Consider the following 24,537-nt stretch of genomic DNA (forward strand, 5'->3'; position numbering starts at 1 on the left):
CCTGCCACCCCCCCTTCAGGTATGGGGTGCATCTATTTCGTGAGATTTTCGCTTACAATTTCTCAGCCATTTCTCTAAAGGGTTAAGCTTTTTAGATAATCCTGCGCCGCGCTGCCGGCCACCCTTCCCGGACCCGGACAAACAAAGGTATCAAAATCTTCGGATATACTTCGAATTCCCCCTAACGGCCCTCCAGCACATGAATCTTTATAAAATTAGTCGTACCTCCCACGAGCAGCGGCAGGCTCGCCACGATCACCAGTTTGTCGCCCACAGACGCGTATCCTAACTCGATGAGCTCCCGATCGAGGCGCCTTACAAGCTCTTCGGAGGTTTCGAGGCTTTCCACGCGATAGGGGAGGACCCCCCAATAAAGGGCCATACGGTTCACCACTTTTTCGTAGGGAGAAAAGGCCACTATGGGTGTTTCCGGCCTGAATTCAGAAATGAGGTGGGCTGTGAAGCCGGTGGTGGTGAAAGCGACGATAAACTTCGCCCCTACCTCCGCGGCCGCCCGTGACGCCGCATGGGCAATAGCTTCGGGTATCTCGCAGATCCTGTCCGGCCCGAAAGAGAAGGGCCGGTGTTCACCCGGGCCCACCCTGGAGCTTTCGGTATATCGGATAATTCTGCCCATGGTCTCCACTGCCTGGACAGGAAACTTCCCCGAGGCAGTCTCTTCGGAAAGCATGAGTGCGTCGGTCCCGTCAATCACCGCATTCGCCACATCAGTGGCCTCCGCCCTGGTCGGTCTCTCGTGGACCGTCATCGACTCGAGCATCTGGGTTGCCGTAATGACGAGCTTCCTGTTCCCCCGGGCTTTCTCGATGAGCATCTTCTGATAGAGGGGAACCTGTTCCAGGGGAGTCTCGACCCCGAGGTCCCCCCGGGCTACCATGATGCCGTCTACCTCTTTGAGAATCTCGTCGATGGCATCGATGGCTTCCTTTTTTTCGATCTTTGCGATAATGGGAATAGACGCATTTCTCTTCGCGAGCCAAGTCCTGGCCGCACGCACGTCCCTCACGGACCGTACAAAAGAAAGAGCCACATAATCGATCCCCATTGCAAGCCCGAACTCGAGGTCCTGCTTATCCTTTGCCGTGAAAGACAACTCCTTGAGCTTCATCCCGGGCAGGTTTACCCCTTTCTTTTCCCTCAGTACGCCCCCTTCGACTATTGAAGTAACAAGCCTCTCTCCTTCTTTGTGAAGGACCTTCAACTGGATCATGCCATCGTCGAGGAGAATGACGTCGCCCGTCTTCGCCGCATCGATAAGGGTGGGATAGGGGATGAAGAAGGCTTTTGCAGTACCCAACCCTTCGCCTGTTAAAATATCGACCTGGTCTCCCGCCGTCAGTTTTACCTTGCCCCCCTGAAGCCGGCCGACTCTGATCTTTATGCCCTGGAGGTCCTGGAGTATGGCAACGGGTTTCTCGAGCTTGAGCGATGCCCTGCGAATCTTCCCGATCACTTCTCCATGGGAGGCGTGATCCCCGTGGGAAAAATTGAGTCTCGCCACATTCATTCCGCTCGCGATCAGGGCTTCAATTTTACTCTCCCTTTGTGTGGCGGGTCCTATGGTGCAGACTATTCTCGCTTTTCTCCCATCCTCCATGGAGGTCCTCCTTCAGATTTATTTTCCCGGGACAGAGACCCGGGGCTGTCTCCCCCGCCGCTTTAGTCCATCGGGCGCCGGTCAAATTATGCAATATCGAAAACATTGAGGCCGTGAGACCACCTTTTAGCAAAGATCGCCTTGATCTCCTCCGCTTCAGGATGGGACCACTCTTTCAGGGCCTCCGCGGCTAATTCGCGGGCAAGGGCCATCGTTTCCCCGTCACGGCGGAGGTCTCCTATCCGGAAACCGGTGAGACCCGATTGCCTTAGCCCCAACATCTCTCCCGCCCCCCTGATCTTCAGATCCTCCTCGGCAATCAGGAAGCCGTCATTCGTTTTGGCAAGGATTTTGAGGCGGCGCGACGCCTGCTCCGTTCGTTTCGCTTGGGTTAGGAGAAGGCACTTCGAGGGAAAGGTGCTTCTTCCGACCCTCCCCCTGAGCTGGTGCAACTGGGAAAGACCGAACCTTTCCGCATGTTCTACGGCAATCACGGTGGCGTTCGGCACGTCGATTCCGACTTCAACCACGGTCGTGCAGACCAGCACGTCCACCTCTCCGGCCTTGAAAGCGGACATGATCTGCTCCTTCTCCCGGGGTTTCATTTTCCCGTGGAGAAGGCCTATCCTTCTGCCGGGAAAGAGGGTCTCCGCGTGGGAAGCCATGGCCGTGGCATCGAGAAGGTCCACTTTTTCGGACTGTTCCACGAGGGGATAGACCATGTATGCCTGCCGGCCCTTCTCAAGCTCGGCCTCTATCATGCGATACGCTTCAGACCGCAGGGAATCGGGCAGGACATGGGTCGCGATCCGGTGCCTGCCCCGGGGGAGCTCGTCGAGGATCGACACGTCGAGGTCTCCATGGAGGACCAGGGAAAGGGTTCTCGGGATTGGGGTGGCGCTCATCACGAGGACATGGGGCATGAACCCTTTCTGCTTCAGGGTCCTCCTCTGGCTCACGCCGAACCTGTGCTGCTCGTCCACCACCACGAGCCCGAGCCGCGTCAGAGTGACATCCTTTTGCAGAAGGGCGTGGGTACCGATCAGGATGAAGGACTTTTCGGACTCCATTCGCCTGAGTGTCTCCTCCCTCTCCTTTCCCATGTCGCCCCTCAGGTAAAAGACCGGCACCCCTGTCTCCTCGAACATCCTGTGGACCGTCAGGTAATGCTGCTCGGCCAGTATCTCCGTGGGCGCCATAAAGGCCGCCTGCAACCCGTCTCCTACCGCAATACAGGATGCGAGGATGGCGAGAATCGTCTTGCCGGAGCCCACGTCCCCCTGGAGCAGGCGGTTCATGGGGCGCAACCCCGCCATGTCTCCTTCTATTTCTTCCAAGACCCTTTGTTGTGCGGTGGTGAGATCGAAGGTGAGGTTTCCAAGGGTCCCCCTGTAAAGGTCATTATTGATGTCAAGCCTGATGCCCGGAAATCTTCTCCCCTCTTCCCGCTCAAGGAGCACTGCCGCTTGGAAAAGGAAGAATTCTTCTATAATGAGCCTTTTTCGCTCGACAAAATCTTCATCCGATAATGGAGGAGGGACATGAGGGAAATGGAGCGCTTCCAGCGCCTCCCTGAGTGACGGCAGTCTGTGGCGACTCTCGATTCCAACGGGTATGAGGCTTTCCAGAGAGGCGCCATGGTCCTCGAAGGCTTTCTTCACCAGTCTCTTTAATATTCCCCGTTTAACCCCCTCGATCTCCGGATAGAGTGGGATCACGGCCTTGTACTCTCGCGACTCCTCCTCGTTTTCAAGTGGCATCACATCGGGATGAACGATCTGTCTTTGCGCGCCGAAACGCGTCACTTTGCCCGATATCAGGAGAAGGGTGCCCTTCGAGGCGCTTTCCTTGAGATAACGAGGGGGATGGTGGAACCATTTCAGGCAGATCGTACCCGTATCGTCCGTCACCACCGCCTGATACCCGGCTTTTCCGCCCCTGCGGAAAGAGAGGGAGCCCTGGGTGAGCACTCGAGCGACAATGAGTGCCGGCTCTCCTTCTTCGATCTCCGAAATGGGCCTTATCTCCCTCCTGTCCTCGTACCTGGTGGGCAGGAAAAAGAGGAGGTCCTCAATTGTATGAATGGCCCTGCCTGCAAGTCCACGGGTTATGGCAGGTCCTACCCCCTTGAGGTCGCTCACGGGCCGGTCGAGATTTTCATTTCTCTTTCGCATTTGCGATTTTTATATTACAATATACGAGAGCCGATTTAAACGACAAATGAACCTGACCGCCAAGGAGAGTCCGGGCGTGGCCTCCTGTCCTTCGCCTCACGAGGATCGCAATCGGTGGTCGATCGGGTCCCGGGAAATACACAGATCGTCAGCGGCCTCTATGGAAGCCATGGAATCAGACAACCTTCTCATTGCAAATAATGGGGTGATAAAGATCGTTGAAGGTGATCTCACTGAAAGCGACGTGGACGCGATCGTCAATGCCGCAAACTCGCACCTCCAGCATGGAGGCGGTGTGGCGGGGGCCATCTCGAGAAAAGGAGGGCCAGTCATACAGGAGGAGAGTAATCGCATAGGCCATGTCCCCGTGGGCGGATGTGCACTCACCTCGGGAGGCAGACTCAAGGCGCGTCACGTAATTCATGCGGTAGGACCCAGATGGGGTGAAGGGGATGAGGAGCGCAAACTGACGGAGGCCGTCCGAAATACCTTATCCCTGGCCGCCGAGCAAGGTTTCAGGAGTATCTCCTTTCCTGCCATAAGTGCGGGTATTTTCGGTTTTCCCAAGAAACGATGCGCCGAGATCATGGTCGGGGAGGTAACCGACTATCTCAAAAGTAAGGCCACATCGCTCAAGGAAGTTAATTTTTATCTTACTGATGCGGAGATCATTCGGTTCTTCAAAGAAGAGCTGAGAAAAAAAGAAAAAGGGATATAAATGTGCGGTATATTTGGAATATTTAATCATAAGGACGCAGCGAACATTGTCTATCTGGGTCTTCACGCACTTCAGCACAGGGGGCAGGAAAGTGCGGGAATCGCAAGCTCGGACGGCGACGCCATACTGTCCCACCGGCAGATGGGACTCGTATCGGATATATTCAATGAGACTACCCTCAGGCGATTGAAAGGTAATTCGGCCATCGGACACGTGAGATATTCGACTGCCGGATCGAGCAACATCGGCAATGCCCAGCCCCTTGTGGTGGAGTACTCAAAGGGATTCATCGCCCTCGCCCATAATGGAAACCTCACCAATGCAAAGATCATAAAAGACGAGCTTGAGAGTTACGGCTCTATTTTTCAGTCCTCCACGGATACGGAGGTTATCATCCATCTTGTGGCCCTCTCTCACGAAAACTCTACCCTCGACAGGCTCATTGCCGCCCTCAGAAGGCTGGAGGGCTCCTTTTCCCTCCTTGTCATGACGGACCGGGAGCTTATCGCCCTGAGAGACCCTTACGGGTTCCGGCCCCTGGTGCTGGGCCGGCTCAAAGATTCCTACGTCGTCTCCAGCGAGACCTGCGCCTTCGATCTGGTGGAAGCCGAATACTTACGGGAGATAGAGCCGGGCGAAATCCTCCACATTACCCATGACGACGTAAAAAGCTATATGCCTTTTAAAAAGGTGAATAAAAAACGCTGTATCTTCGAATATATCTATTTTGCACGACCCGACAGCTTCATGTTCGGCAAGACCGTCTATACCGTGAGAAAGGCCCTGGGAAGGGAATTGGCGAGGGACACTCATGTGGAGGCCGATATGGTGATTCCCATCCCCGATTCGGGCATAGGGGCGGCCATAGGTTACTCTCAGGAGACAGGCATACCTTTCGAGCTCGGGCTCATAAGAAACCATTACGTGGGCAGGACCTTCATAGAACCCGAAGAGTCGATCCGCCATTTCGGGGTAAAGCTGAAACTGAACGCCGTACGGGACGTAGTGAAAGGGAAAAGGATCGTCGTCATAGACGATTCCATTGTAAGGGCTACCACCGGCCGGAAGATCATAAAGATGCTGAGACAATACGGAGCAAAGGAAGTCCACTTCAGGGTAAGCTCTCCCCCTACGGAGTATCCCTGCTTCTATGGCATAGACACGCCTTCAAGGGGCGAGCTGATCGCATCCTCTCACTCGCCCGAAGAGATCAATAAATACATGGAATCCGATACGCTTAAGTACCTGACTGTGGACGGGATGAAAAGGGCCCTCGACAATGGAGAGTATTCTTATTGCGATGCCTGTTTTACAGGCGCCTATCCATCGAAATTTCCGTGGGGCATGGAGCTCGAGCAGATGGAACTATTCGTGAAGAGGTGAAAATGAACGAGGAAAAACGGCTGTTGGAACTATTGAAGCATCTGTCCTACGAAGAGGGCGATTTTGTCCTTACGAGTGGGAAGAGAAGCACCTATTACATCGACGCCAAGGAGACCACTCTCAACCCGGAAGGCATGTCTCTCGTGGGCAGCATCATGCACCGGATGGTGCGCGAATTACCGGGAATCCAGGCCGTGGGCGGCGTGAGCATTGGCGGCGATCCCCTGGTCTGCTCCGTGGTACTCCGGGCGGCAGCGCAAAAGGATCCGCTCCTCGGCTTTTTCATCAGGAAAGAGCCCAAAGGACACGGGAAGAATTTATGGGTAGAGGGCGGGAAGAACCTCGAGAGGGACATGAATGTGGTGATCCTCGAAGACGTGGTCACCACGGGCGGCTCGTCTCTTAAGGCAATAGAAGTAACCGAAAAAGAGGGATATAAGGTCAAGGGTATCGTGGCCCTCCTCGACCGCCTGGAAGGCGGGAAGGCTGCCATCGAGGCCGGAGGATATAGTTTTAGATCCATATTCACCCTCACCGACTTACGGTAATAAGTCAAATTTGCGGGTCGGGCGCGAAAGAAGGTAATGCCGGGGTTATACCGGAAAAAATGTGAAGGGGAGGTCAGGATGAAACGCATTGCATCGACTATTCTTACTGTAGTTGCTCTTTCTCTTATTTTTACGGGAATCGCCGCGGCCAAAATGGAAACGGCGACAGGCAAAGTTACCGCCATAGATCCCGCAGGAAAGGCCATAGTGATCGTACAGGGAAAAGGTTACGGCGCCCGCACAGTGGGACCCATAATCGGCCCTGATACGGTAATCAAGGTGAAAGGAAAAAAAACCGACCTGAATTCCATAAAGGTAGGCGACAAAGTAACGATCAAGCTCGAAAGGTCCGACAACGAATACGCAAAGCAGATAATAAAGAAGTAACTTTAGCTCCCACCGCGAGCGACAGGCACCCCGGGTTTTTGCCCCCGGACCAACAGCAGGCGCTTAAAGGCGACGAGTTCCTTCTCTTGTTTTCTGTTTCACCTTAGCTCGCCTAGCGAGCGAGAAGGGGAGGCTCCGCGGGCTTTGCCCGTGGACCAACAGTAGGGGCCTTAAGGCCGGGGGGCGACGTGAGCCCGTTCAAATAGCTGGCGACGCAGGACCCTGCAAATAACCGACGGAATGAGTTCTTGTTTCTATTTAGCTCGCACCGCGAGCGAGAGGGGAAGGCTCCGCGGGCTTTGCCCGTGGAGGGGGCGACGTGAGCCCCTAAAATAGCTGGCGACGTGAGCCCCTAAAATAGCTGGCGACGTAAGCCCCTTTAATGTTCCGCCACAATATGCGAGAGCAACTCCTTTCTCCCATAGCCGTCCTTTGCTGAAAAGGTAAGGACACGGCTTTCGCCGAAATATCGCGAGAAGAGCATCTTCTTCTTCATTACATTACTTCTCGTCTCTTTGTCGATTTTCGTCAATACCACCGAAAATTCAAGTTCCAGGGAAAAAACCCAATCTATCAGGGCCTTATCAAGATCGTCTATATCCCTTCTCACATCGTAGACCCAGATAAGGTCACGGATGCGCCGGCTTTCGGCTATATAACCCCCGATCATGGATTCCCAGCCCTTATACATCTCTTTCGATACCTTGGCGTAACCGAATCCCGGAAAATCGGAAAAGATCATCGACTTCCTGCCGCCTCCGAGTTCATAGAGGACCTTGTAGAGGTTGATAATCCTCGTCGCCCCGGGCGTCGAGCTGGTCTTCGCCACTTTTCGCATAACCAGCCTGTTGATCATCGATGATTTTCCGACATTCGACCGCCCTATAAAAGAGACCTCGGGGACAGTCTCGTCTGCGGTCTCGTCCGGTCGAGTAACTCCCTTCATATATTCGGCATTTAATATCTTCATATTCCTTCCTTTATTGCCGAACCGGAAGCTCGGCCGCGCTATAGTATACCACAGGTTCACACGCAGACAAGGGGCAGGTCCCGGTAAAGCGGAGCGGCCAAAAATCCGTTGACACCCTCAGGAGGGTATGGTAGGTTAGGCTCAAATAAGGTTTCATGGATATTACCTAAAATAGTCATTCCAGGGTTTCAAAGGCTTTATGAACACCATTGAGCGAAAGTTGTCCCGTCTTTCATCATCCATGTCTCGCAAGATGCAATATACCGAAAAGGCGGAGACGTCGATGGTTCACGATAAACACGAGGTGCAGTCCAAAAGAAGAACCTCAATCCTCGGGTATCTGCTCAAGGAGGATATCATTTGATAACCGAAGGGCACAAATTCCTCTCGTCCCACTCCCTCATTCTTTGCTTTCTCTTCATCTTTTTCCTCTTCTCGGGCCTCGCCGGCTGCGGACAAAAGGAAGATGCAGTCTCTTCGGGCATTCAACTTAAAGGTACTGTTCGCGTTTCAGGCGCTTGGGCCCTTTACCCTATGATGGTGAGGTGGGCGGAAGAGTTCAACAAGATCTATCCTCACGTCAGAATCGATGTTTCGGCAGGCGGGGCGGGAAAGGGCGCGGCCGATGCCCTTGCGGGTCTCACCGATATCGGTATGGTTTCACGGGACATCAAAGAAGAAGAGATTCGGCAGGGAGGCTTTTTCGTTCCTGTGGTAAAGGACGCGGTCTTCCCCACTATGAATGCAGAGAATCCGGCGGCAAAAGAGATACTGACCCGGACAGGGCTGAAGAAAGATCAGTTCATAAATCTTTGGGTTAAAAGCCGCGCCCTCACGTGGGGCGAGCTCGGAGGCACACCGTCAAAGGATAAAGTTCAGGTCTACACAAGGTCCGATTCCTGTGGGGCTGCCGAGACATGGGCCGCCTACCTCGGCGGGAAAAATCAGGAAGACCTGAAGGGAGTCGGCGTATACGGCGACCCCGGCGTGGCGGATGCGGTCAGGAAAGATGTAATGGCTTTAGGCTTCAACAATCTTAATTATGCCTATGACTCCAAAACAGGACTCGCCATCAAGGGACTTGCCGTTCCTCCGGTCGATGTAAACGGAAATGGAAGAGTAGATCCTGAAGAAGATCTGAGCACTAAGGAGAAGGCAATCAAAGCCGTCATGTCCGGCATTTATCCCTCCCCCCCTGCGCGGTCATTAAACCTTATCACAAAAGAGCGTTTTAAAGGACCGGCAAAGATCTTCGTAAAATGGATACTCACGGAAGGTCAGAAATACGTGGATGAAGTCGGCTATATCAGGCTCGAGGATTCGCTGATTAAAGATACTATTCGGAAGATGGACCAATGAGGTCAGGACCAAAAAAGACGATCAGCCTCTCGGTTTCAGGGCGGGAGGTGTGACCGGCGTGAAGTGGCGGTACCTTAAGGACAGTGCGGCGAAAATATCGATCCGCTCTTCTCTTATTCTCATCAATCTTTTAGCGCTGGCTGTGGTGGCGGTGCTCCTTATAAAATCTAAACCCATATTGATGACTCACCCCCTCAGCCGCCTCCTCTTCTCCTCTTCCTGGCATCCGGTGAAGGGGGAATTCGGTTTCCTCCCTTATATAGTAGGAACCATCGAGGTAACCGCCATTGCCATGATTCTGTCGGTGCCCATGTGTCTCCTCTCCGCAATCTATCTTTCTGAATTTGCCCATAAGCGGTTCAGGGAATTGGTGCGTCTTGTGATCGATATCCTTGCCGGCATTCCGTCCGTTATCTACGGACTTTGCGGCGTCATAGCCGTGGTACCTTTTGTCCACGAGCTCGGCCGCCTTCTGGGTTCGCCCACCACGGGCTATAGCCTTCTTTCCGGAGGCATCATACTCGCCGTCATGGTCGCCCCGGTAATCATTTCAGTAACCATGGAGGTGCTTGCTGCCGTGCCGAAGGAGGCGCGGGAAAGCGCGCTTGCCCTGGGGGCCACAAAATGGGAGACCGCCCGCCACGTGGTAGTGAAGGCGTCCCTTCACGGGATAATCGCGGCGATCGTCCTTGGTTTTGCCCGCGCCTTCGGGGAGACCATTGCCGTCCTTATGGTGATTGGAAATGTGGCGAAAATCCCTGTTTCCCTCTTCGATCCCGCCTATCCCCTGCCTGCGTTGATTGCGAACAATTATGGCGAAATGATGTCCATACCCCTTTATGACTCAGCCCTTCTTTTCGCGTCTCTGATCCTTCTCTTCCTGGTAGGCGTCTTCAGTCTCGGCGCCAATATCACGCTTTCACGTCTCATGAAGAGGGGGTATTACGGCAATTGAGGTCACGAAGAGCTACGGAATCCCTATTTAAGGCGCTCATGATAATATCCCTTGCGGTGGTGCTGACCACCCTCGCCGGCATCATCTTCATCATTTTAGTGAAGGGTGCGCCGGCCCTTACCCTCAGCATGCTTATCGAAACCCCTAAAGGCGGATATTATCTCGGAAAAGGCGGAGGCATCGCAAACGCTATTGTGGGCTCCCTCTATCTATCCCTCGGGGCCTCCATCATTTCGATTTTATTAAGCCTTCCCGCCGCCTTCGCCCTGCAGAAGGAGTACGCGAACCGGCACATTGCAAATTTCACGAGACTGACCCTCGACGTGCTGTGGGGCACCCCTTCCATCGTGTACGGCGCCTTCGGCTTCGTCGTCATGATCTATTTTGGTTTGAGGGCCTCTCTCCTCGGGGGCATTATCGTGCTTACCCTTCTCATGTTGCCTATCATGGTGCGGTCGATGGAAGAGGTGATCCGCATGATACCCCTGGAGCTTAAGGAAATCTCCTATGCCCTGGGCGCCACAAAGCTCGAGACTACCTTTTCGGTAATTTTGCGACAAGCCCTCCCCGGTATTGTAACCGCCGTGCTCCTCGCATTCGGGCGAGGGATCGGCGACGCGGCATCTATCCTCTTTACCGCCGGGTACACCGATTACATTCCCCGCTCTCTTTTCGATCCGGTCGCCTCTCTTCCCCTTGCGGTCTTTTTTCAGATCGGGACCCCCAGCCCCGAGGTGCAGGAGCGGGCGTATGCATCTGCCCTTATTCTTCTGGTAATCATCCTCATCGTGTGCGTCGTCTCCCGTCTTCTCGGACGCCGCTTTTCCAAACATATCGTAAGGTAGGTAGATCATCTATGTCCCATATAAGCCTCACAAACCTCACTATTAGCTATGGAGACCACAAGGTGCTCCATGATATCACCGCGGACATTCCCGACAGCCGCATCACCACGATCATAGGTCCTTCAGGGTGCGGTAAGACTACTTTGCTCAAGAGTCTCAACCGGCTGCTCGACCTCACGGAGGACGTGAAGGTGACAGGGAGCGTGCTCATAGACGGCGTCAACACCTATGACCCCAATGCGGATGTCCTGGCACTGAGAAAGAAGGTGGGTTTTCTTTCTCAACGGCCTTATCCGCTCCCCATGTCCATCTACGACAACATTGCATTCGGTCCGCGGATTCACCGTATGACTGAATCGGAATTAGGCAAGCAGCTTTCGGATCTGGAGGAGCAAAAGTTTCTCTCCCTCGCAGGCGCCCCGGGCTCCATTATAGGCAAAAAAACTCCCAGGGGCGGGCTCATGGACCTCCTGGTCGAGTCGTACCTCCGCGTAGCAGGCCTATGGGATGAGGTAAAGGACAGGCTCCACTCGCCGGCCTCGCGCCTTTCGATCGGACAGCAGCAAAGGCTGGCCCTCGCAAGGGCCCTCGCTGTGGAACCGGAGGTTATTCTGGCCGACGAACCGACTTCAGCCCTGGACCCGATCTCGGCCCAACTCATCGAGAAACGGTTTAAGATCCTGAAGGAGAAATATACCATCATCGTCGTCACTCATATCCTGAGACAGGCCCGCAGAATATCCGACTACGCCCTCTTCCTCTATATGGGCGAGCTTGTCGAGCACGGTCCGGCGGAGCAATTCTTTGCCTCGCCCAGGGACGACAGGACGAAGGCATATATTTCGGGCGAGATCAGTTAAAAATAATCGGGTTTAAAAAGGTAGGATGCTACCGGCGGGCTGATATGCGGGCCCCTGCTGCCTTGATAAGACGCACAAGGGGCTTAAGCGGCGGAAGATAGAGTGAGAGGATAACAAGCTGCTTGTACAGATAGAAAGGCTGGTAAAGGGGCGGATAGCGTCGCGCAATCCCCTTGTCCGTCAGCCTGTATGGTGCGTCAAGAAGGCTATGGACATGGGCCGCTTCTCCTGCCAAAGCAATATTCCGCTTCGATTCCTCACCCTGCATAGCCCCTTTCCACCCTTCGGGATGGTGAGAATAGTCGTGGTTCTCATGAACCACGGTCACTGCCTCTGTCAGGTCGACTACAGGCATGCCGGACGAGCAGGCCTTGTATATAACCCAATTATCCCATGCGGGACGACCGATTGCGAAGGGGGGAATTCTGCCGAGACCGTTCTTCGGGAATACGAAATAATCAATCGCATAATAAGGGTAAAGGGCGCCCCGGCTCCTCGCCAGGGAGAAAAGCGCATCCTGCCAATGGTCATCAAATGAGATAGGCTCGATGATATCCACGTTCCACCTTCTGCCCACCATGAGGGCCCCCGGCTTCACTGCAGTTACCCTCTTAATCCCTTCCATAAAATCCTGCATAAAGATTATATCGGCATTTGCGTAACACATGAGAGGACGAGTCGAAGCCTTCTCCGATTCGTGGAATATGGAGCTGATGAGGGGCGTGCCGAATTCATTGCATTCGACCTTGGGGACATGCTTCACCCCGTATTCGCACGCTGCTTGCGCCACCCCGTCATCATTGCCCACGAGAATGATTTCAGGCGTGGGATCGAGCCTGAGCCAGCTCTGCACCGCGTTGCGCTGAATAATCTCAACATGACCGCGAAAGGGTTTTGGGCAACTGAATATGGTAATCATCGGCTCAAGACCCTCCTTACGATCGAAAGAAATCTCCTTCCGTAATCGACAAGTCTTTCCCCGTTGGCCGTCTGCGCGCGCGCTTCACGTTCCGGGTCGGGGCCGGGCTCGTATGTGTCCCAAGCCTTTGCCATCAGGTCCGCAAGCTTCCCATAATCCCCTCGTGGGAAATAAAAGGCGTCCGGCGGGTCCTGTTCTATATGGACAGGGAAATCGGAGAGGAGAATCGGCTTGCTTAATGAACGGGCGTCTTCCACCACCGTGCTCCACCCTTCAAAAAGAGACGGCTGAATTACGGCGAGAGACCTTCTCATGAGCTGTATCTGATCGATGCGGGGGATAAAGCCCAGGATCGGGATCCGACGCTCGAGGCCCATGCTTTTAATCTTGTCCCCGATCTTTTGAAAATAAGAAACGTCCTTTTCATCGACACTCCCCGTACACGCGACGACGCATTCGGTCCCCCTTTCTTTCAACCTCCCTACGGCCTCTATGACGGTAAGGTGGTCTTTGTGTTTCCAGAACTGATTGCTCACCAGGAAGAAACGGTCCGGGAGGCCGTACTTCGCCTGGGCTTCTGTCGGGTCGGGTCGAAGCCACTCCGGATCGATGGGGCTCACAAATGTCATAACCGCACTCCGCGATGCGGCATGGGGGTAGAAGCGCTGAAAATCCTGCTCGGCAGATTTGCTGCTCAGGATTACCACAGCCGCATTTCGAGCGACGGAGGAGTATGCTCTTTCGAATCTGTCTATTTGAGTATGGGTAAACATTTGTGGCAGGTAACGGTATTGGAAATCAGGAATCCATCCTCCCCAGATGTACGGCGCCGCTGCGCCCGCCACTTCCGGATAGACAAAATCATATTGCCTGGGGTTGAGGAGCTTCCCGCGCATAAAAGATACACGGGCGGCCTGCTTTGCGACTTCGGAAAGGGCAAGCTTCCACAGCCCATTTGCGTATACCGTATCCGCAAATGGGCCGAACACCCTTTCCCCTTCTCCCTTTTTCGCACGGACCACCACGCTCAGCAGGATAGCTTCCCGTTCCTCCCGGGGAAGACTCGCCACCGCGCGCGCGAGATTCTGCATATAGAGGGAACCGCCCAACCAGGAATCGCCAAAGATGCTTTTCAGGCAGATATGGATCTTATCCATTACGAAGCGCCTCGTCCCGGGACCATCGCGAATAGCGTGGCGTCCCCTCTTCGAACCCTATGGCAGGCATGAACCCCAAACGGGTAATGCGGAAACGGTGCCCTATGGCTGCCGATGAACCCCGAGAGCCTGGCCATAAGAACCTTTTTTTCATATGATTTTACGCGCTAAAAACGTATAAAGACGTCCGGGGGTATTATCCACCCTCGTGAGGAGACGGAAGAGCCCTTTTCTCGCCGCAGCGGGGCCGCAAATAATACGTGCCATAAAAGAACCGGTGAGCCTTGAGATTAGCCTTCTTATCTCTTCTTCCTTCTCATTCTTAGTCATGGGAAAATAATTGATGGGCGACTGGTGGGGCCCGAATACGGAATCGATCGCGAAACCGGAAGCCTTTATGGCTTCGGTGTATTCATCGAGGAGAAATGCATTCTCCCCCCCATAGAGGGCCTGAAGGGGGTGACTCTCGAGAAATCGGGGCAGGTCCTCCTTTCTTGATATCACATGTTCCCTGGTCGCGAGAAAACCCCCCCCGGACCGCAGCACCCGTGCCGCCTCACGGCACACGGCCCTGAGGTCCTCCGCATGGTGGAGCACCTGCCTTCCGTAGGCGATATCGAATGTGCCGTCCTTAAAGGGCAGCTCTTCCCCATAGCCCTGCACCACCTCTATGCGCGATTTTGTCTCCCCTGCAAGGGTCTTTATCGCGCCGCCCCCCACCTTGAAACTATGATCGGGCTCCAATGCGGTCACTATGCATCCGGAGCGGGCAAAGGCGTAGCTCGAAATGCCATTGCCCGCTCCGAGGTCAAGGACCTTCCCGGGCATCCAGGGCGTCAGAATTCTCGCGACCTCCCGCCATTCTCCGCCTGAGGCAAATCGCTTTGCCGCCTCCGCCGCAGGCTCGTCATAATAGGCTGCCTCGACAAGGTACTGTTTATCCGGCTGGGACTTGAGCCACTCGACTGCTTCTTCCCAGGTCATGCTATTGCCGGTCCTCCGGCGGGATCTCCCTTATTACCTCTGCCGGATTTCCCACCACAACGGAAAAAGGCGGCACATCCCTGATTACCACGCTTCCCGTCCCTATGACCGCACCCCTGCCTATTTTCACTCCTTTGAGAATGCTTACGTTGGCACCGACAAGCACGTCATCCTCGAGGACGACCTCCTCGTCGTTGAGGTAAACGGCCCGGGGATGCCCGGTCGCGATTATCTCCCTGAATTGTTCATGCCTCTCCCTCGGGTTGAGGGGATGGGTATCGTTATCGAATATATTGCAGTTATGCGAAATGAGTACCCTGTCCCCTATGGTGATCGATTTTCCTGACCATATCCGGGTGTTCTCCCCCACATAGCAGTACTCCCCGATCTTTATGGCGCCGCCATGACCGAAGGTGAGGAGCTCCCCCTTTACATGAGAAAAGGCCCCTATCACAATCGCGTTGTCCTGACCGAGATTGTTGATGATCGAGGTATTGCGGTAGAACCTGGCGGTTTTATGTTTCCTGCAACGCCTGTTCGAGCTGCCTGCCCTGCGAATCATATAAAGGAGGCGGTCGGGTATCATTTTTTAAGCTCCAGGCATGCAATTGCCTCCGAAAAGGAGGGATAGCCTTTCTTATAGTTTTTCCGCGCGGTGGCGTCAAAACAGACCGCCCTTCCGCTCTCTTCGCGGTTCGATATCTTCCAGCCCCCCGGTTCATAACGGAAGATGAGCTCAGCTACGGAGGAAGGGGAGAAGACATCGATCACGCGGTCAATCATGGGGTCATCGAACACCTGGAACCATCCATGATTCTTATATGCGCCGAAAGGAAAACTGAGATAGAGGAGTCCGCCTTTTTTCAGTATCCTGCCATACTCCTTGACGGCGGTCAAATAGGCGTCGGGAATGTTCTCTCTCTTGGAGCCGTCCTTCGTGTAGATCAATGTGTTATCGAGACCTATATGCTCGATGGTCGAAAGACTCACCACCCAATCAAAGAAACCATCCCTGAAGCACGTCTCCCTCAAGTCCTCGAATACGTAGGATATTCCATATTTCCAGAACGCCCGGCTCTCAGGGGCAAGGGTGGAGATGAACACCTTCTTGGCTTTCATATCGTTACGGGTCAGCAAAAAATCATAATTCAAAACGGAACCCGCATCGAGGAGCCTCCCCGCTCCCCTGGGCAGCCTGGCGAAGAGCCATGGATATTCAATGGCACGCTCGTCAAGACCCACGCCATATCCTTGAGGCAATGCACGGGGGTCAAAAGTGCCGCTCCGCAGTACGGTTGATATGAACCGGTCCCGGTACGGCACGTATCCCCGGGTCCACGGCCTCTTTCCCGTCACCTGGAACCTGATTCGCATGAGCGCATCATATGAAGTTCTCAAATCGATCATGAGCAATTATCTGTCGGCCTTTTTCGCGCTCGCCACACCCTGAGGACCAATAGGCCGCAATGAACCGGCAGCCCCGTCAGGTGGAATATTTCTTTAGAATTGCATCGAATTCGACGATCCTTCTGTCGTACCCGTGCCGTTCGATGCACGCCCTCTGGCCTGCCGCGGCTATGGCTTCCCTCTCGGCTTCATGGGCAAGATAGTATGTTATCTTTTCTACGAGATCGTTTAAAGAATCATATACCACTATCTCTTTCCCCACATCGAACATCTCATCAAGGCCCTCTGCGCTCTCCGTGAGCAAAACGGTCCCGCACCCTGTCCCCTCATAGAGGCGCATGTTTCCTGCCCAGTTCTTTACGAAATCGATATGAAAATTGAGGGATATTCTGGAATGGTTCAAGGCCCTGTACATCTCCATTCCCCAAAGCGCTCCCCCATAACTCCTGTGGATCGGATCGGGCCGAAAAGGGATGAGCTGCCTTTTGAGGCCGTAGCCGTAGGTTTTGAGATCGATGCCGCTCTTCAGAACATATTCGAGCCCATCCATCCTGCGCGCATGCGTTCTCCTCGATAATCCGCCCACAAAAGAGACATCCATTGTCCTTTTATTATCAAGGCGCGCCGCAATATCGGCGTCAAATGCCGCTTTCAATACTTCCGAGTTGACCTTTAAGTTACGAAACCGAGCGACGAAGTCTTCCACCGATGAAATTACGCACCTTACATGCGAAAAATCGAGGTTCTTCGGATAGGACGCGGCGATCCACGTAAAAATGTTCGGGGTCGTCTCGGCTACCTCTTTTAGAAAAGTTCCGTAATACTCGTACATGCTGCTCATGAAAAAGACATGGGGCTTGAATTCACGCACTTGAAGAAGGACGGTCTCCTTCTTGTTGGCCGGGCCGGCACCCTTTTTTATGCCCCTCTCCTTGAGCCATTTGTTCTGAAGGAGAAAATCGTTGCCTATTACAAGTTCCACCTCATGTCCCAGACCTCTGAAATACTTGAGATATGAACCGAAACTGCCGAAGTAATCGTCGATCAGATATGATAAATGCTGATCGTAGGGGAGATCGGCGAAGCTCTTTTTCTTGTAAAAGTCGTTCAGATAATGGGAATAATATTCGACAAAAAGAAATATTCGCATATGAGAGTGGAAATTCCGCTATTTTAAAACGTATAGGGGAGATTATCGATGGAATTGATCACTTTGGCGGGGTTTCCCGCCACGACGTTCTTTTCCCCCACATCACGCGTCACCACGCTGCCGGCTCCCACAAGGGAACCCATGCCCAGCACCACGCCCGGCAGAAGCGTGCTGTTGGCTCCGACCATGGCCTGTTGCTTGATATGAGCCCCCTTAAGGGTCTCCTTCACGTTTCTTGATTTGGGATATCTTGCGTTGGTGATTACCACGTTAGGTCCTATCCAGCACCCGTCTTCCAGAATCGTGTACTCGGGGATAAAGGCTTGAGAGTGAATGCTGACCCCGTCGCCGATCGACACGTGATGCTCCACTATGGAAAGGGTTCCGATGCTCACCCCTTTTCCGATCACGTTCAGCTCCCTGATATTTGTCTTATTGCCCGTCTGAAAATTGTCGCCTATCCTATTGCCGGCGTAGATAACCGTGTGTGAGCGGATCACCGCATTGTCGCCGATGACCGTTTCCAGATCTCCCGCCTCATACCCCCTGGGCACTGCTCCTATGATCGCAAAATCCTCCACGATGCAATTTTGTCCCAGTTTCACATTAGGATAGATAATCGCACTCTTACTTATCGACATCAGCCACCTCACCGAGACGGCATTTTTTTGGGGAGAATCTCAGGAAAACCTCCTTGCCTGTTTCCGCCGACTCGTAAATTGCATTGATCAGTTCCACTGATTTCCGCCCCTCTATTCCGTCTATCAATCCCTTTGTCCCATTGAGCAAGCTCGATACCACGTCTCTGAAAAATTCTGTGTGGTTCCACGCCTGTTCGTTGGGCACCTTCCCGTATTCTCGTCGCACCTCCTCATCCATAGGGTGAGAATCGGTAAATTCCCAGATCTTCAGTTCATTCATGAAGAACCCCCCTACTTCAACGGTGCCCCTTTCTCCAAGAACGCTGATCGACCCCTCCAGGTCCCTGGGCCTTGCCGCTGTCGTGGCCTCTACGATGCCGAGAGCGCCATTTCGAAATTTGAGGACCGCCACACCCGTATCCTCAGCTTCAATGTTGACCAACCTGGTTGACGTCTTGGCGATTACGCTCTCGACCTCGCCCATCATCCATATAAGCATGTCGATGTGGTGGCTCGCCTGATTGGTAAGCACGCCTCCGTCGTTACTCCACGTACCTCGCCAGGGCCTTTGATCGTAATAAGATTGATCGCGTTTCCACCTGACCCTCACCGTACCTATCACGAGTTTTCCGAACCTGCCGCCATCCATTGCTTCTTTTAACTTTCTTATGGGGGGATTAAACCGGTTTTGCTGTACCACAAACAGCTTCAGCTGTCTTTTGTCGCACTCTTCGAGAATGCGGTCGATTTGGTCCAAACGCAGGGCCAAAGGCTTCTCCACCACGAAATGCCTGTTAAACCTGATTGCCTCAAGCACGTTTTCGCCGTGCAACCCTGAGGGCGTCAGCACGCACAGCACATGGGGGTCCGTCTTCCCGACCATCTCCTCAATACTCTCAAAAACAGGGACCCCATGCTTTGAGGAGAATGCATTGGCCACTCCCGCCTCGACATCATAACCTCCCACCAGTCGCGCATTCTCTAGTCGCCCGATGGCGAGGGCGTGCTTTGCCGCGATCGACCCGCAGCCGATAAGAGCGAACCTGATAGTCTCCTTACTCGAACCCGTCAACGTCTCCATCATTCCCCCTTAAAATCCCAGAACATTCTTTATTTGGTCTATAACGTACGACACGTGTTCTTCCGTCATGCTCCCGTGCATGGGGATGCTCAGAATTTGATCCTTCATTGAATAAGAGACTGGGTAATCCTCGGGCGTGCTCCTCATGTACTCGTACGCCTTGAGATAGGGCAGAGGAATAGGATAATGAATCCCCGTCGCGATCCCTCGCTCTTCCAGGGCAGCCTTCACCTTCTCTCTCTCTTTTACTCTTATTACATAAAGATGATAGACGTGCTTCACCCCCGCGCGCTTTTCCGGAGTGACACATATTCCGGCGAGCCCTCTATCATATGCCCCTGCAACGGCGATTCTCCTGGCCGTCCATTCTTCTAGATGCTTCAGCTTCACATCAAGGATTGCAGCCTGAAGCCCGTCAAGCCTGCTATTCGTTCCCTCGAATTCATGGCCGAATTTATCCAATCTGCCGTGGTTCGCATACATCCGCACCATTTTCGCGAGATCATCGTTGTCCGTGACCACGGCCCCGCCGTCCCCATAGGCACCGAGATTCTTCCCGGGGAAAAAACTGAAGCATGCGCAGTCGCCGAGGGTGCCGACTTTTCTTTCCCCCAGGGAGGCCCCGTGCGCCTGGGCAGCGTCTTCAATTACCCTGAGGTTATGTTTCTTCGCGATCATGCCTATCCCTTCCATGTCTGCCGGTTGCCCATAAAGGTGGACCGGAACGATCGCCTTCGTTCTTTCGGTAATGCGTTCTTCAATTTTTTGGGCATCTATGTTGAAGGTCACGGGATCGCAATCGACGAAGACCGGCCGTCCTCCCGCGAGGGTAATAGCCTCCGAGGTGGCTATAAAGGTATTTGCAGCAGTTATCACCTCATCCCCGGATTTCACTCCCGCGCATTTGAGGGAAATTGCGAGTGCGTCCGTCCCGTTACCTACGCCGATACAATGTCTGGCTCCAACATAAGCGGAGAAATTGCGCTCAAAGGATTTCACATAATCCCCTCCTATAAACGAGGATTTTGCAATCACGTTTTCAATGGCCTCATCGACCTCCCTCTTTATAGAGAGATACTGGGCCTTTAGATCCACGAAGGGTATAGTCAGTCTTTCCATTAAAACGCTCCTTTCACACCGTTCATTATTTTTGTCAGCCTTAGGGCATTGAGATATTTCCAGAAGGTGAGCCCCTCATCCCATCCGATCTTACCTGTAGCTACTTTGGCAGAATAGTATTCCCCAAGCTTCCCCATGTCGATTAGTCCCCGCAGGGGGCTCTCGCTGCCGAGAACGTCCTCTACCCACGGACGCAGGATGCCCTTTAGCCAGTCCGGCAAGGGCGAATTGAAACCTATTTTCGTTTTTCTCAGCCTGATTTCTTCCGGGAGTAAGCCTGCCATTGCCTGCCTCAAAACAAGCTTCGAATAGCCTCCGCCGATCTTACTCTGCCCGGGCAGGGAGAAGATGTAGTTCACCAGCCTGTAATCCATGAAGGGCATCCGCACCTCCACCCCATGCGCCATCGACACGGTATCGAAATTCTTGAGAATCCTCGGGAGGATCAGATGGTGAAAATCCTGATAGAGGACACTGTTCAATGCACCGAAGCCATCCGGAAGAGAAGAGATCACCTCGGGATAAGGCTCAATCTTCCGCGCGGCCCGTGACATGAAATCAGGCACGAGGGGATTTACGGTCACGGAACGCGCCGCCCACCGATATGCCTGTCTCGCGAGGGGGATAGATCTGAGTATGGCCTTGAGGGCGAAAAGAGGGGGTACCGAGGTGCCGTACATCTCTTTCTGCTGTCGCAGCAACGACCAATAAGAGCGGGAAAGAACCGGGCGGTTCTCCATTGCGGAGCTGAGATACCAGTTGTAGCCGCCGAGGGCCTCGTCCGCTCCGTGACCGTCGAGGGATACCACCACCCCGTTCTTTCTCTGTGCCTGATACACACGCCATGCACTGTCCGGCATTCCCTCATAAATACTCTCAAAAGAATAAAGGACATCATCGACATGGCGGCAGAAATCTTCCGGTTCCGCAGAGACATAAATCTTTTTCGCCCCTACACTGTCTGCCACCATGTCGGCATAGTGCTTTTCGTCGAGCGCCGTGCCGTCGAAGGTATGGATGAACGTGCGCTGCCAATCTTCAGCGCTGCGCTCGGCGCGGCCCCTTTGATTTCCGAGAAGAGAGACCGCTGCCAGGACGCTGCTCGAATCGAGTCCCCCACTCAACGATGTGCCGACAGGGACGTCGCTTCGTAGCCTCAACCGGCAGGAATCGATAAAGAGGTCCCGGAAAAGAGCCGCCTGATCATCAAGGCTTCGGGGACATTCGACCAGATGATCAAGCGTATTCCACCAGCGAGACATTTCAATACCCGATTCGTTGATCTTCAGGTAATGACCGGGGAGCAGATTATAGACATTCTCAAAAAGCGTATGGCCGGAGCTTTCCAGTTGAAATGCGCTAATGAGAGAAGTCTTGAGCGCCCTTGCGTCCCATTTCAATCCTATTTTTCCGGCTATGGCAAGAAATGACTTATATTCGGAGCCGAAGATTAGTTGGCGATTATCGGTGTAATAGTAGAGAGGCTTGATCCCGTACCGATCACGACAGAGAAAGAGATCTCCCTTTTTCTCATCATAAATCGCAACGGCCCACATGCCATTAAAAAGAGAAAAGCAATCGGTTGCCCATTCCGTGTACGCCGCGAGGATTACCTCCGTGTCGGAATCGGACACGAAAGAATGGCCTTTTGTTTCCAGTTCTCTTCTGATTTCAAGGAAATTGTAAATCTCACCGTTAAAAACTATCCAAAGCCGTGAATCGCGATAGGTCATGGGTTGATGACCTGAAGGGCTCAGATCGATTATGGAAAGCCTCCGATGGCCCAGGCCCGTGCCCGTGGACTCATCCGAGTATTGACCTTCATCATCCGGGCCCCGGTGACTCAGGGCATCCGTCATGGCTTTTAGATCGGCGGTCCCCAAACAGGTCGAATGATAATATCCCGTTATACCGCACATATATTCAGTATACTACCCTGGTTGCGGGACGAGGAATTCCGAGCATCGCATCCAGCAAAGCGAGATGGAGTTTCCGTTTCTGCGGTTTCACTCGCCCCCCCAGGCACTTGTGCCGGGAGTCGTCGAGGATGTAGCCATACTCAGAGGCCAACCGGGCCAGCGTGAATCGGGGGGCCCCCAGGAGCGCCGCAAATCCCTCGGTAAGGGTCATGGAATATACCCTATCCAGTAAAACAACTCCGCTCTTATCGTATTTGCCTATAGAATTTGCAGAAATACCTTCTGACGGCTTCGAGGCCCATGTGTCAAGCCCTTCGGCTCTCGTGATGCCCCTGCTCTCGCCCCCGCTGTCAAGAAATAGCCTCATGTCGAACTCCACACCCAAATGTCCGCATACCTGCCGAAGGGTACTTTCCGTCTCCAGGACAAGGTCTTCGTATCTGATCTCCTGCACCCTCGGGTCCTGCCTGTGCTTCCAGATCGCGGCAACGGAGGTAAGCCAGACTTCCGCTGCTCTTTCCACGGTAAGACCCCGCCTCATCAGGGAGAGGATGGTATCTCTGGGGTCCCTCACTATGTGAATTACCTTTGAATCGACAAAAGCTCTGAGAAACCGGTCGATAGCGTAAATATTTTCCGGGGTCTTTTCTCCCCATATCTTCTTTCCCGTAAGAGAAAAGATGTGCACTTTAAGCTTTTGTACAAAGGCCGGGCCATCCTCCGACGTCACCAGCATCTCCCAAATCCTGCTCCGGGTGAGCGAAAAAGACTCCGGATTTCTGAGAAGAGAGCGGTCCTCGAAATAGGGGTTGCTCGGCACCCCAACCCTCCGAATTATAAAGGACCACCTTTTCAGACGATCGAAGTCATCGTATAGGATAGGTTTTGAAAAAAGGCCCATCTCTTCCCCGCATACAATATCCGGATGCCTATTGAGCAGGTTAGAGAAGAAAGTGCTGCCCGACGATCCGCTGCAGCAGATGTTCACGATCATTTAAGGACACTTCTCCCATAATAGGCGAGCCGGAAAGGGAGGATATAGGATCTCAGGCACATGAGAAGGTTCACCCTCAGTACGGGGTGAAAGATTGAGGCGAGATAGACGGGCAGGCTGTAAGAGAGAAGGGTCGCCACTGCAGCGCCCACGATGCCGTATCTCGGGATCATAACAAGGTTGAGCCCCGTATTGACCAGAATAGCGAGGATTCTGAACCAGAGCCCGATCTGTTGCTCATTCTCGAGAATAAGGAAATGGCCCCTGATCCCTCCCTGGAATACGAATACTACGGACCATATGTATATAATGAGGACCACCCGGGCGCCCATGAAACTCTCGCCGAAAAGGGTGTTGATGATTATTCCGGAGCAAAGGGAGACGGCTATACCTATTACGAAGGCAATCATGAAAAACACGTCGTGGAGTCTCTGAAGCAGGTTCAAATACAGCGCGGGGTCTCCCTTCTTTGCATTTATTATGGCTGGGAACAGGGAGCTTACCACAATAGTCGGAATGAAATACCATATCTCGGTGAGGTTTACCGCTACCGCATATATGCCGACCGCTTTTGCATCGAGCATGCTCCTTATCAACACCTGGTCGAGCCTCATATAAAGTGATATGGCAACGCCTGATAGAATGAGAGGCCACGAATCTTTAAGGAGCCTTGTTGCCGTCACGGTCCTGAACCGCCACAAGCGCATGGTGGCGCCAAGCTTTTTATATACAATGATAAATCCCAGTGCCATCACGCTGTTTTCGAGTGTCACCGCAAAAGCAAACCAGATGAGAGAGGCATGGTTGAAGATCAGGATAATTTTGAACGCCGATCCAATGACCGACGAAAAACATCTCACCCATACGGGATACTTCGACAGAACCCGGGACTGAAAGAAGAAATCTATCACAAAAATCGATTGAAATACGGATGCAAAGGCGATGATAAATACTGCCCAGCTCGTCAGGCTATCGTAAGGCTTGAATGCAAGTATGGAGAGAAGGACTATCAGGACAAGCAACGCACCGAAGAGTTTAAGCACGAACGCGGTGCCGAGAAGCTCATCGTTCCGGTCTTCATTCTGGACTAAATCGCGAACCACAATGCTGTCGAGACCCAGGGCCGCCACGCCTGAAAAGAGACTTACGAAGCTCAATGCATAGCTAAATATGCCGAAGTTAACCGGCCCCAGGTATCGTATTACATACACTCCGACCAGAAAAGAGAGGAACGCCGCAAAGGCTTTTTCGAAAAGGAGCCAGCCTGTATTGGAGGAATATCTCTTTAGACCGTTTGTTGCCGCTCCCCAGTCCATGGGAAGAATGAGCGTCAACAAACGGGAAAATAT

General features: G+C 53.3%; 23 protein-coding genes. 8 read left to right on the forward strand and 15 right to left on the reverse strand.

Features of this window, described 5'->3' with window-relative positions; translation table 11 throughout:
- Positions 1 to 181: 181 nt before the first annotated feature.
- Both pyk and recG read right to left on the reverse strand, forming a co-directional pair.
- A complete protein-coding gene (gene pyk, locus VGJ94_16970) occupies positions 182 to 1,618 on the reverse strand; it encodes a pyruvate kinase (GenBank protein ID HEY3278309.1) in 1,437 nt (478 codons plus the stop codon).
- Positions 1,619 to 1,704: 86 nt separating this feature from the next.
- Positions 1,705 to 3,792 (reverse strand): ATP-dependent DNA helicase RecG, encoded by a 2,088-nt coding sequence (gene recG, locus VGJ94_16975; protein HEY3278310.1) that lies wholly within the window; start codon positions 3,790 to 3,792, stop codon positions 1,705 to 1,707.
- A gap of 169 nt (positions 3,793 to 3,961) precedes the next feature.
- Between recG and VGJ94_16980 the strand changes: the two genes are divergently transcribed.
- The 4 genes from VGJ94_16980 to VGJ94_16995 all read left to right on the forward strand — a co-directional run bounded on the left by VGJ94_16980 (position 3,962) and on the right by VGJ94_16995 (position 6,828).
- On the forward strand, positions 3,962 to 4,510 hold the full coding sequence (locus VGJ94_16980) for a macro domain-containing protein (protein ID HEY3278311.1): 549 nt from the start codon (positions 3,962 to 3,964) through the stop codon (positions 4,508 to 4,510).
- Positions 4,511 to 5,893 carry an amidophosphoribosyltransferase gene (gene purF / locus VGJ94_16985; protein ID HEY3278312.1) on the forward strand — a complete coding sequence of 461 codons (1,383 nt, stop codon included), beginning with the start codon at positions 4,511 to 4,513 and terminating at the stop codon, positions 5,891 to 5,893.
- Positions 5,894 to 5,895: 2 nt separating this feature from the next.
- A complete protein-coding gene (pyrE, locus tag VGJ94_16990) occupies positions 5,896 to 6,441 on the forward strand; it encodes an orotate phosphoribosyltransferase (protein HEY3278313.1) in 546 nt (181 codons plus the stop codon).
- A 78-nt stretch (positions 6,442 to 6,519) separates the two neighbouring features.
- Positions 6,520 to 6,828 (forward strand): hypothetical protein, encoded by a 309-nt coding sequence (locus VGJ94_16995; GenBank protein HEY3278314.1) that lies wholly within the window; start codon positions 6,520 to 6,522, stop codon positions 6,826 to 6,828.
- 379 nt (positions 6,829 to 7,207) lie between these two features.
- On the opposite strand, the gene yihA is transcribed toward VGJ94_16995, so the two are convergent.
- Positions 7,208 to 7,798: a ribosome biogenesis GTP-binding protein YihA/YsxC gene (gene yihA, locus VGJ94_17000; GenBank protein HEY3278315.1), complete on the reverse strand. Its 591-nt coding sequence runs from the start codon at positions 7,796 to 7,798 to the stop codon at positions 7,208 to 7,210.
- Between the two features lie 360 nt (positions 7,799 to 8,158).
- Here yihA and VGJ94_17005 point away from each other — a divergent pair, with 360 nt between their 5' ends.
- From VGJ94_17005 to VGJ94_17020, 4 genes are read left to right on the forward strand one after another with little or no spacing between them, the layout of a single operon-like run.
- Complete coding sequence (locus VGJ94_17005) at positions 8,159 to 9,157, forward strand: substrate-binding domain-containing protein (GenBank protein HEY3278316.1); 999 nt, start codon at positions 8,159 to 8,161, stop codon at positions 9,155 to 9,157.
- Between the two features lie 58 nt (positions 9,158 to 9,215).
- On the forward strand, positions 9,216 to 10,112 hold the full coding sequence (gene pstC, locus VGJ94_17010; GenBank protein HEY3278317.1) for a phosphate ABC transporter permease subunit PstC: 897 nt from the start codon (positions 9,216 to 9,218) through the stop codon (positions 10,110 to 10,112).
- A complete protein-coding gene (gene pstA, locus VGJ94_17015; protein HEY3278318.1) occupies positions 10,109 to 10,957 on the forward strand; it encodes a phosphate ABC transporter permease PstA in 849 nt (282 codons plus the stop codon). The genes pstC and pstA overlap by 4 nt, the downstream gene beginning before the upstream one ends.
- 11 nt (positions 10,958 to 10,968) lie before the next feature.
- Entirely contained in the window at positions 10,969 to 11,817 is an 849-nt protein-coding gene (locus VGJ94_17020; protein HEY3278319.1) for a phosphate ABC transporter ATP-binding protein, read from the forward strand.
- A 28-nt stretch (positions 11,818 to 11,845) separates the two neighbouring features.
- Here the strand turns inward: VGJ94_17020 and VGJ94_17025 are convergent, their stop codons facing one another.
- The 12 genes from VGJ94_17025 to VGJ94_17080 all read right to left on the reverse strand — a co-directional run bounded on the left by VGJ94_17025 (position 11,846) and on the right by VGJ94_17080 (position 24,522).
- A complete protein-coding gene (locus VGJ94_17025; protein ID HEY3278320.1) occupies positions 11,846 to 12,736 on the reverse strand; it encodes a hypothetical protein in 891 nt (296 codons plus the stop codon).
- Entirely contained in the window at positions 12,733 to 13,893 is a 1,161-nt protein-coding gene (locus VGJ94_17030) for a glycosyltransferase family 1 protein (protein ID HEY3278321.1), read from the reverse strand. Before VGJ94_17030 ends, VGJ94_17025 begins: the two co-directional genes overlap by 4 nt.
- Before the next feature lie 150 nt (positions 13,894 to 14,043).
- The gene (locus tag VGJ94_17035) at positions 14,044 to 14,877 is read right to left on the reverse strand and encodes a class I SAM-dependent methyltransferase (GenBank protein ID HEY3278322.1); all 834 of its coding nucleotides are present in this window, start codon (positions 14,875 to 14,877) and stop codon (positions 14,044 to 14,046) included.
- 1 nt (position 14,878) lies between these two features.
- On the reverse strand, positions 14,879 to 15,463 hold the full coding sequence (locus VGJ94_17040) for an acyltransferase (protein ID HEY3278323.1): 585 nt from the start codon (positions 15,461 to 15,463) through the stop codon (positions 14,879 to 14,881).
- Positions 15,460 to 16,251 carry a hypothetical protein gene (locus VGJ94_17045; GenBank protein ID HEY3278324.1) on the reverse strand — a complete coding sequence of 264 codons (792 nt, stop codon included), beginning with the start codon at positions 16,249 to 16,251 and terminating at the stop codon, positions 15,460 to 15,462. Before VGJ94_17045 ends, VGJ94_17040 begins: the two co-directional genes overlap by 4 nt.
- A 109-nt stretch (positions 16,252 to 16,360) precedes the next feature.
- The gene (locus VGJ94_17050) at positions 16,361 to 17,434 is read right to left on the reverse strand and encodes a glycosyltransferase (GenBank protein ID HEY3278325.1); all 1,074 of its coding nucleotides are present in this window, start codon (positions 17,432 to 17,434) and stop codon (positions 16,361 to 16,363) included.
- Between the two features lie 23 nt (positions 17,435 to 17,457).
- Entirely contained in the window at positions 17,458 to 18,075 is a 618-nt protein-coding gene (locus tag VGJ94_17055; GenBank protein ID HEY3278326.1) for a DapH/DapD/GlmU-related protein, read from the reverse strand.
- A complete protein-coding gene (locus tag VGJ94_17060) occupies positions 18,062 to 19,159 on the reverse strand; it encodes a Gfo/Idh/MocA family oxidoreductase (protein ID HEY3278327.1) in 1,098 nt (365 codons plus the stop codon). The genes VGJ94_17055 and VGJ94_17060 overlap by 14 nt, the downstream gene beginning before the upstream one ends.
- A 6-nt stretch (positions 19,160 to 19,165) precedes the next feature.
- Entirely contained in the window at positions 19,166 to 20,275 is a 1,110-nt protein-coding gene (locus tag VGJ94_17065; GenBank protein ID HEY3278328.1) for a DegT/DnrJ/EryC1/StrS family aminotransferase, read from the reverse strand.
- Positions 20,275 to 22,194: an asparagine synthase (glutamine-hydrolyzing) gene (asnB, locus tag VGJ94_17070; GenBank protein ID HEY3278329.1), complete on the reverse strand. Its 1,920-nt coding sequence runs from the start codon at positions 22,192 to 22,194 to the stop codon at positions 20,275 to 20,277. Before asnB ends, VGJ94_17065 begins: the two co-directional genes overlap by 1 nt.
- Positions 22,195 to 22,198: 4 nt before the next feature.
- Positions 22,199 to 23,188 (reverse strand): sulfotransferase, encoded by a 990-nt coding sequence (locus VGJ94_17075; GenBank protein ID HEY3278330.1) that lies wholly within the window; start codon positions 23,186 to 23,188, stop codon positions 22,199 to 22,201.
- Complete coding sequence (locus VGJ94_17080; GenBank protein HEY3278331.1) at positions 23,185 to 24,522, reverse strand: flippase; 1,338 nt, start codon at positions 24,520 to 24,522, stop codon at positions 23,185 to 23,187. Before VGJ94_17080 ends, VGJ94_17075 begins: the two co-directional genes overlap by 4 nt.
- Between the last annotated feature and the right edge of the window lie 15 nt (positions 24,523 to 24,537).

This window comes from Syntrophorhabdaceae bacterium, from assembly GCA_036504895.1.
Lineage (GTDB): Bacteria > Desulfobacterota > Syntrophorhabdia > Syntrophorhabdales > Syntrophorhabdaceae > PNOM01.

What these genes read in the sequence shown, in the direction of transcription:
- VGJ94_17065 (HEY3278328.1), bottom strand. Translation starts at nt 20,275, where the DNA reads ATGGAAAGACTGACTATACCCTTCGTGGATCTAAAGGCCCAGTATCTC.
- VGJ94_16980 (HEY3278311.1), top strand. Translation starts at nt 3,962, where the DNA reads ATGGAATCAGACAACCTTCTCATTGCAAATAATGGGGTGATAAAGATC.
- VGJ94_17040 (HEY3278323.1), bottom strand. Translation starts at nt 15,463, where the DNA reads ATGATACCCGACCGCCTCCTTTATATGATTCGCAGGGCAGGCAGCTCG.
- yihA (HEY3278315.1), bottom strand. Translation starts at nt 7,798, where the DNA reads ATGAAGATATTAAATGCCGAATATATGAAGGGAGTTACTCGACCGGAC.
- purF (HEY3278312.1), top strand. Translation starts at nt 4,511, where the DNA reads ATGTGCGGTATATTTGGAATATTTAATCATAAGGACGCAGCGAACATT.
- pyk (HEY3278309.1), bottom strand. Translation starts at nt 1,618, where the DNA reads ATGGAGGATGGGAGAAAAGCGAGAATAGTCTGCACCATAGGACCCGCC.
- VGJ94_17025 (HEY3278320.1), bottom strand. Translation starts at nt 12,736, where the DNA reads ATGATTACCATATTCAGTTGCCCAAAACCCTTTCGCGGTCATGTTGAG.
- VGJ94_17060 (HEY3278327.1), bottom strand. Translation starts at nt 19,159, where the DNA reads ATGATGGAGACGTTGACGGGTTCGAGTAAGGAGACTATCAGGTTCGCT.
- VGJ94_17045 (HEY3278324.1), bottom strand. Translation starts at nt 16,251, where the DNA reads ATGCGAATCAGGTTCCAGGTGACGGGAAAGAGGCCGTGGACCCGGGGA.
- VGJ94_17035 (HEY3278322.1), bottom strand. Translation starts at nt 14,877, where the DNA reads ATGACCTGGGAAGAAGCAGTCGAGTGGCTCAAGTCCCAGCCGGATAAA.
- VGJ94_17030 (HEY3278321.1), bottom strand. Translation starts at nt 13,893, where the DNA reads ATGGATAAGATCCATATCTGCCTGAAAAGCATCTTTGGCGATTCCTGG.
- pyrE (HEY3278313.1), top strand. Translation starts at nt 5,896, where the DNA reads ATGAACGAGGAAAAACGGCTGTTGGAACTATTGAAGCATCTGTCCTAC.
- asnB (HEY3278329.1), bottom strand. Translation starts at nt 22,194, where the DNA reads ATGTGCGGTATAACGGGATATTATCATTCGACCTGTTTGGGGACCGCC.
- VGJ94_17050 (HEY3278325.1), bottom strand. Translation starts at nt 17,434, where the DNA reads ATGCGAATATTTCTTTTTGTCGAATATTATTCCCATTATCTGAACGAC.
- VGJ94_17020 (HEY3278319.1), top strand. Translation starts at nt 10,969, where the DNA reads ATGTCCCATATAAGCCTCACAAACCTCACTATTAGCTATGGAGACCAC.
- recG (HEY3278310.1), bottom strand. Translation starts at nt 3,792, where the DNA reads ATGCGAAAGAGAAATGAAAATCTCGACCGGCCCGTGAGCGACCTCAAG.
- VGJ94_16995 (HEY3278314.1), top strand. Translation starts at nt 6,520, where the DNA reads ATGAAACGCATTGCATCGACTATTCTTACTGTAGTTGCTCTTTCTCTT.
- VGJ94_17075 (HEY3278330.1), bottom strand. Translation starts at nt 23,188, where the DNA reads ATGATCGTGAACATCTGCTGCAGCGGATCGTCGGGCAGCACTTTCTTC.
- VGJ94_17055 (HEY3278326.1), bottom strand. Translation starts at nt 18,075, where the DNA reads ATGTCGATAAGTAAGAGTGCGATTATCTATCCTAATGTGAAACTGGGA.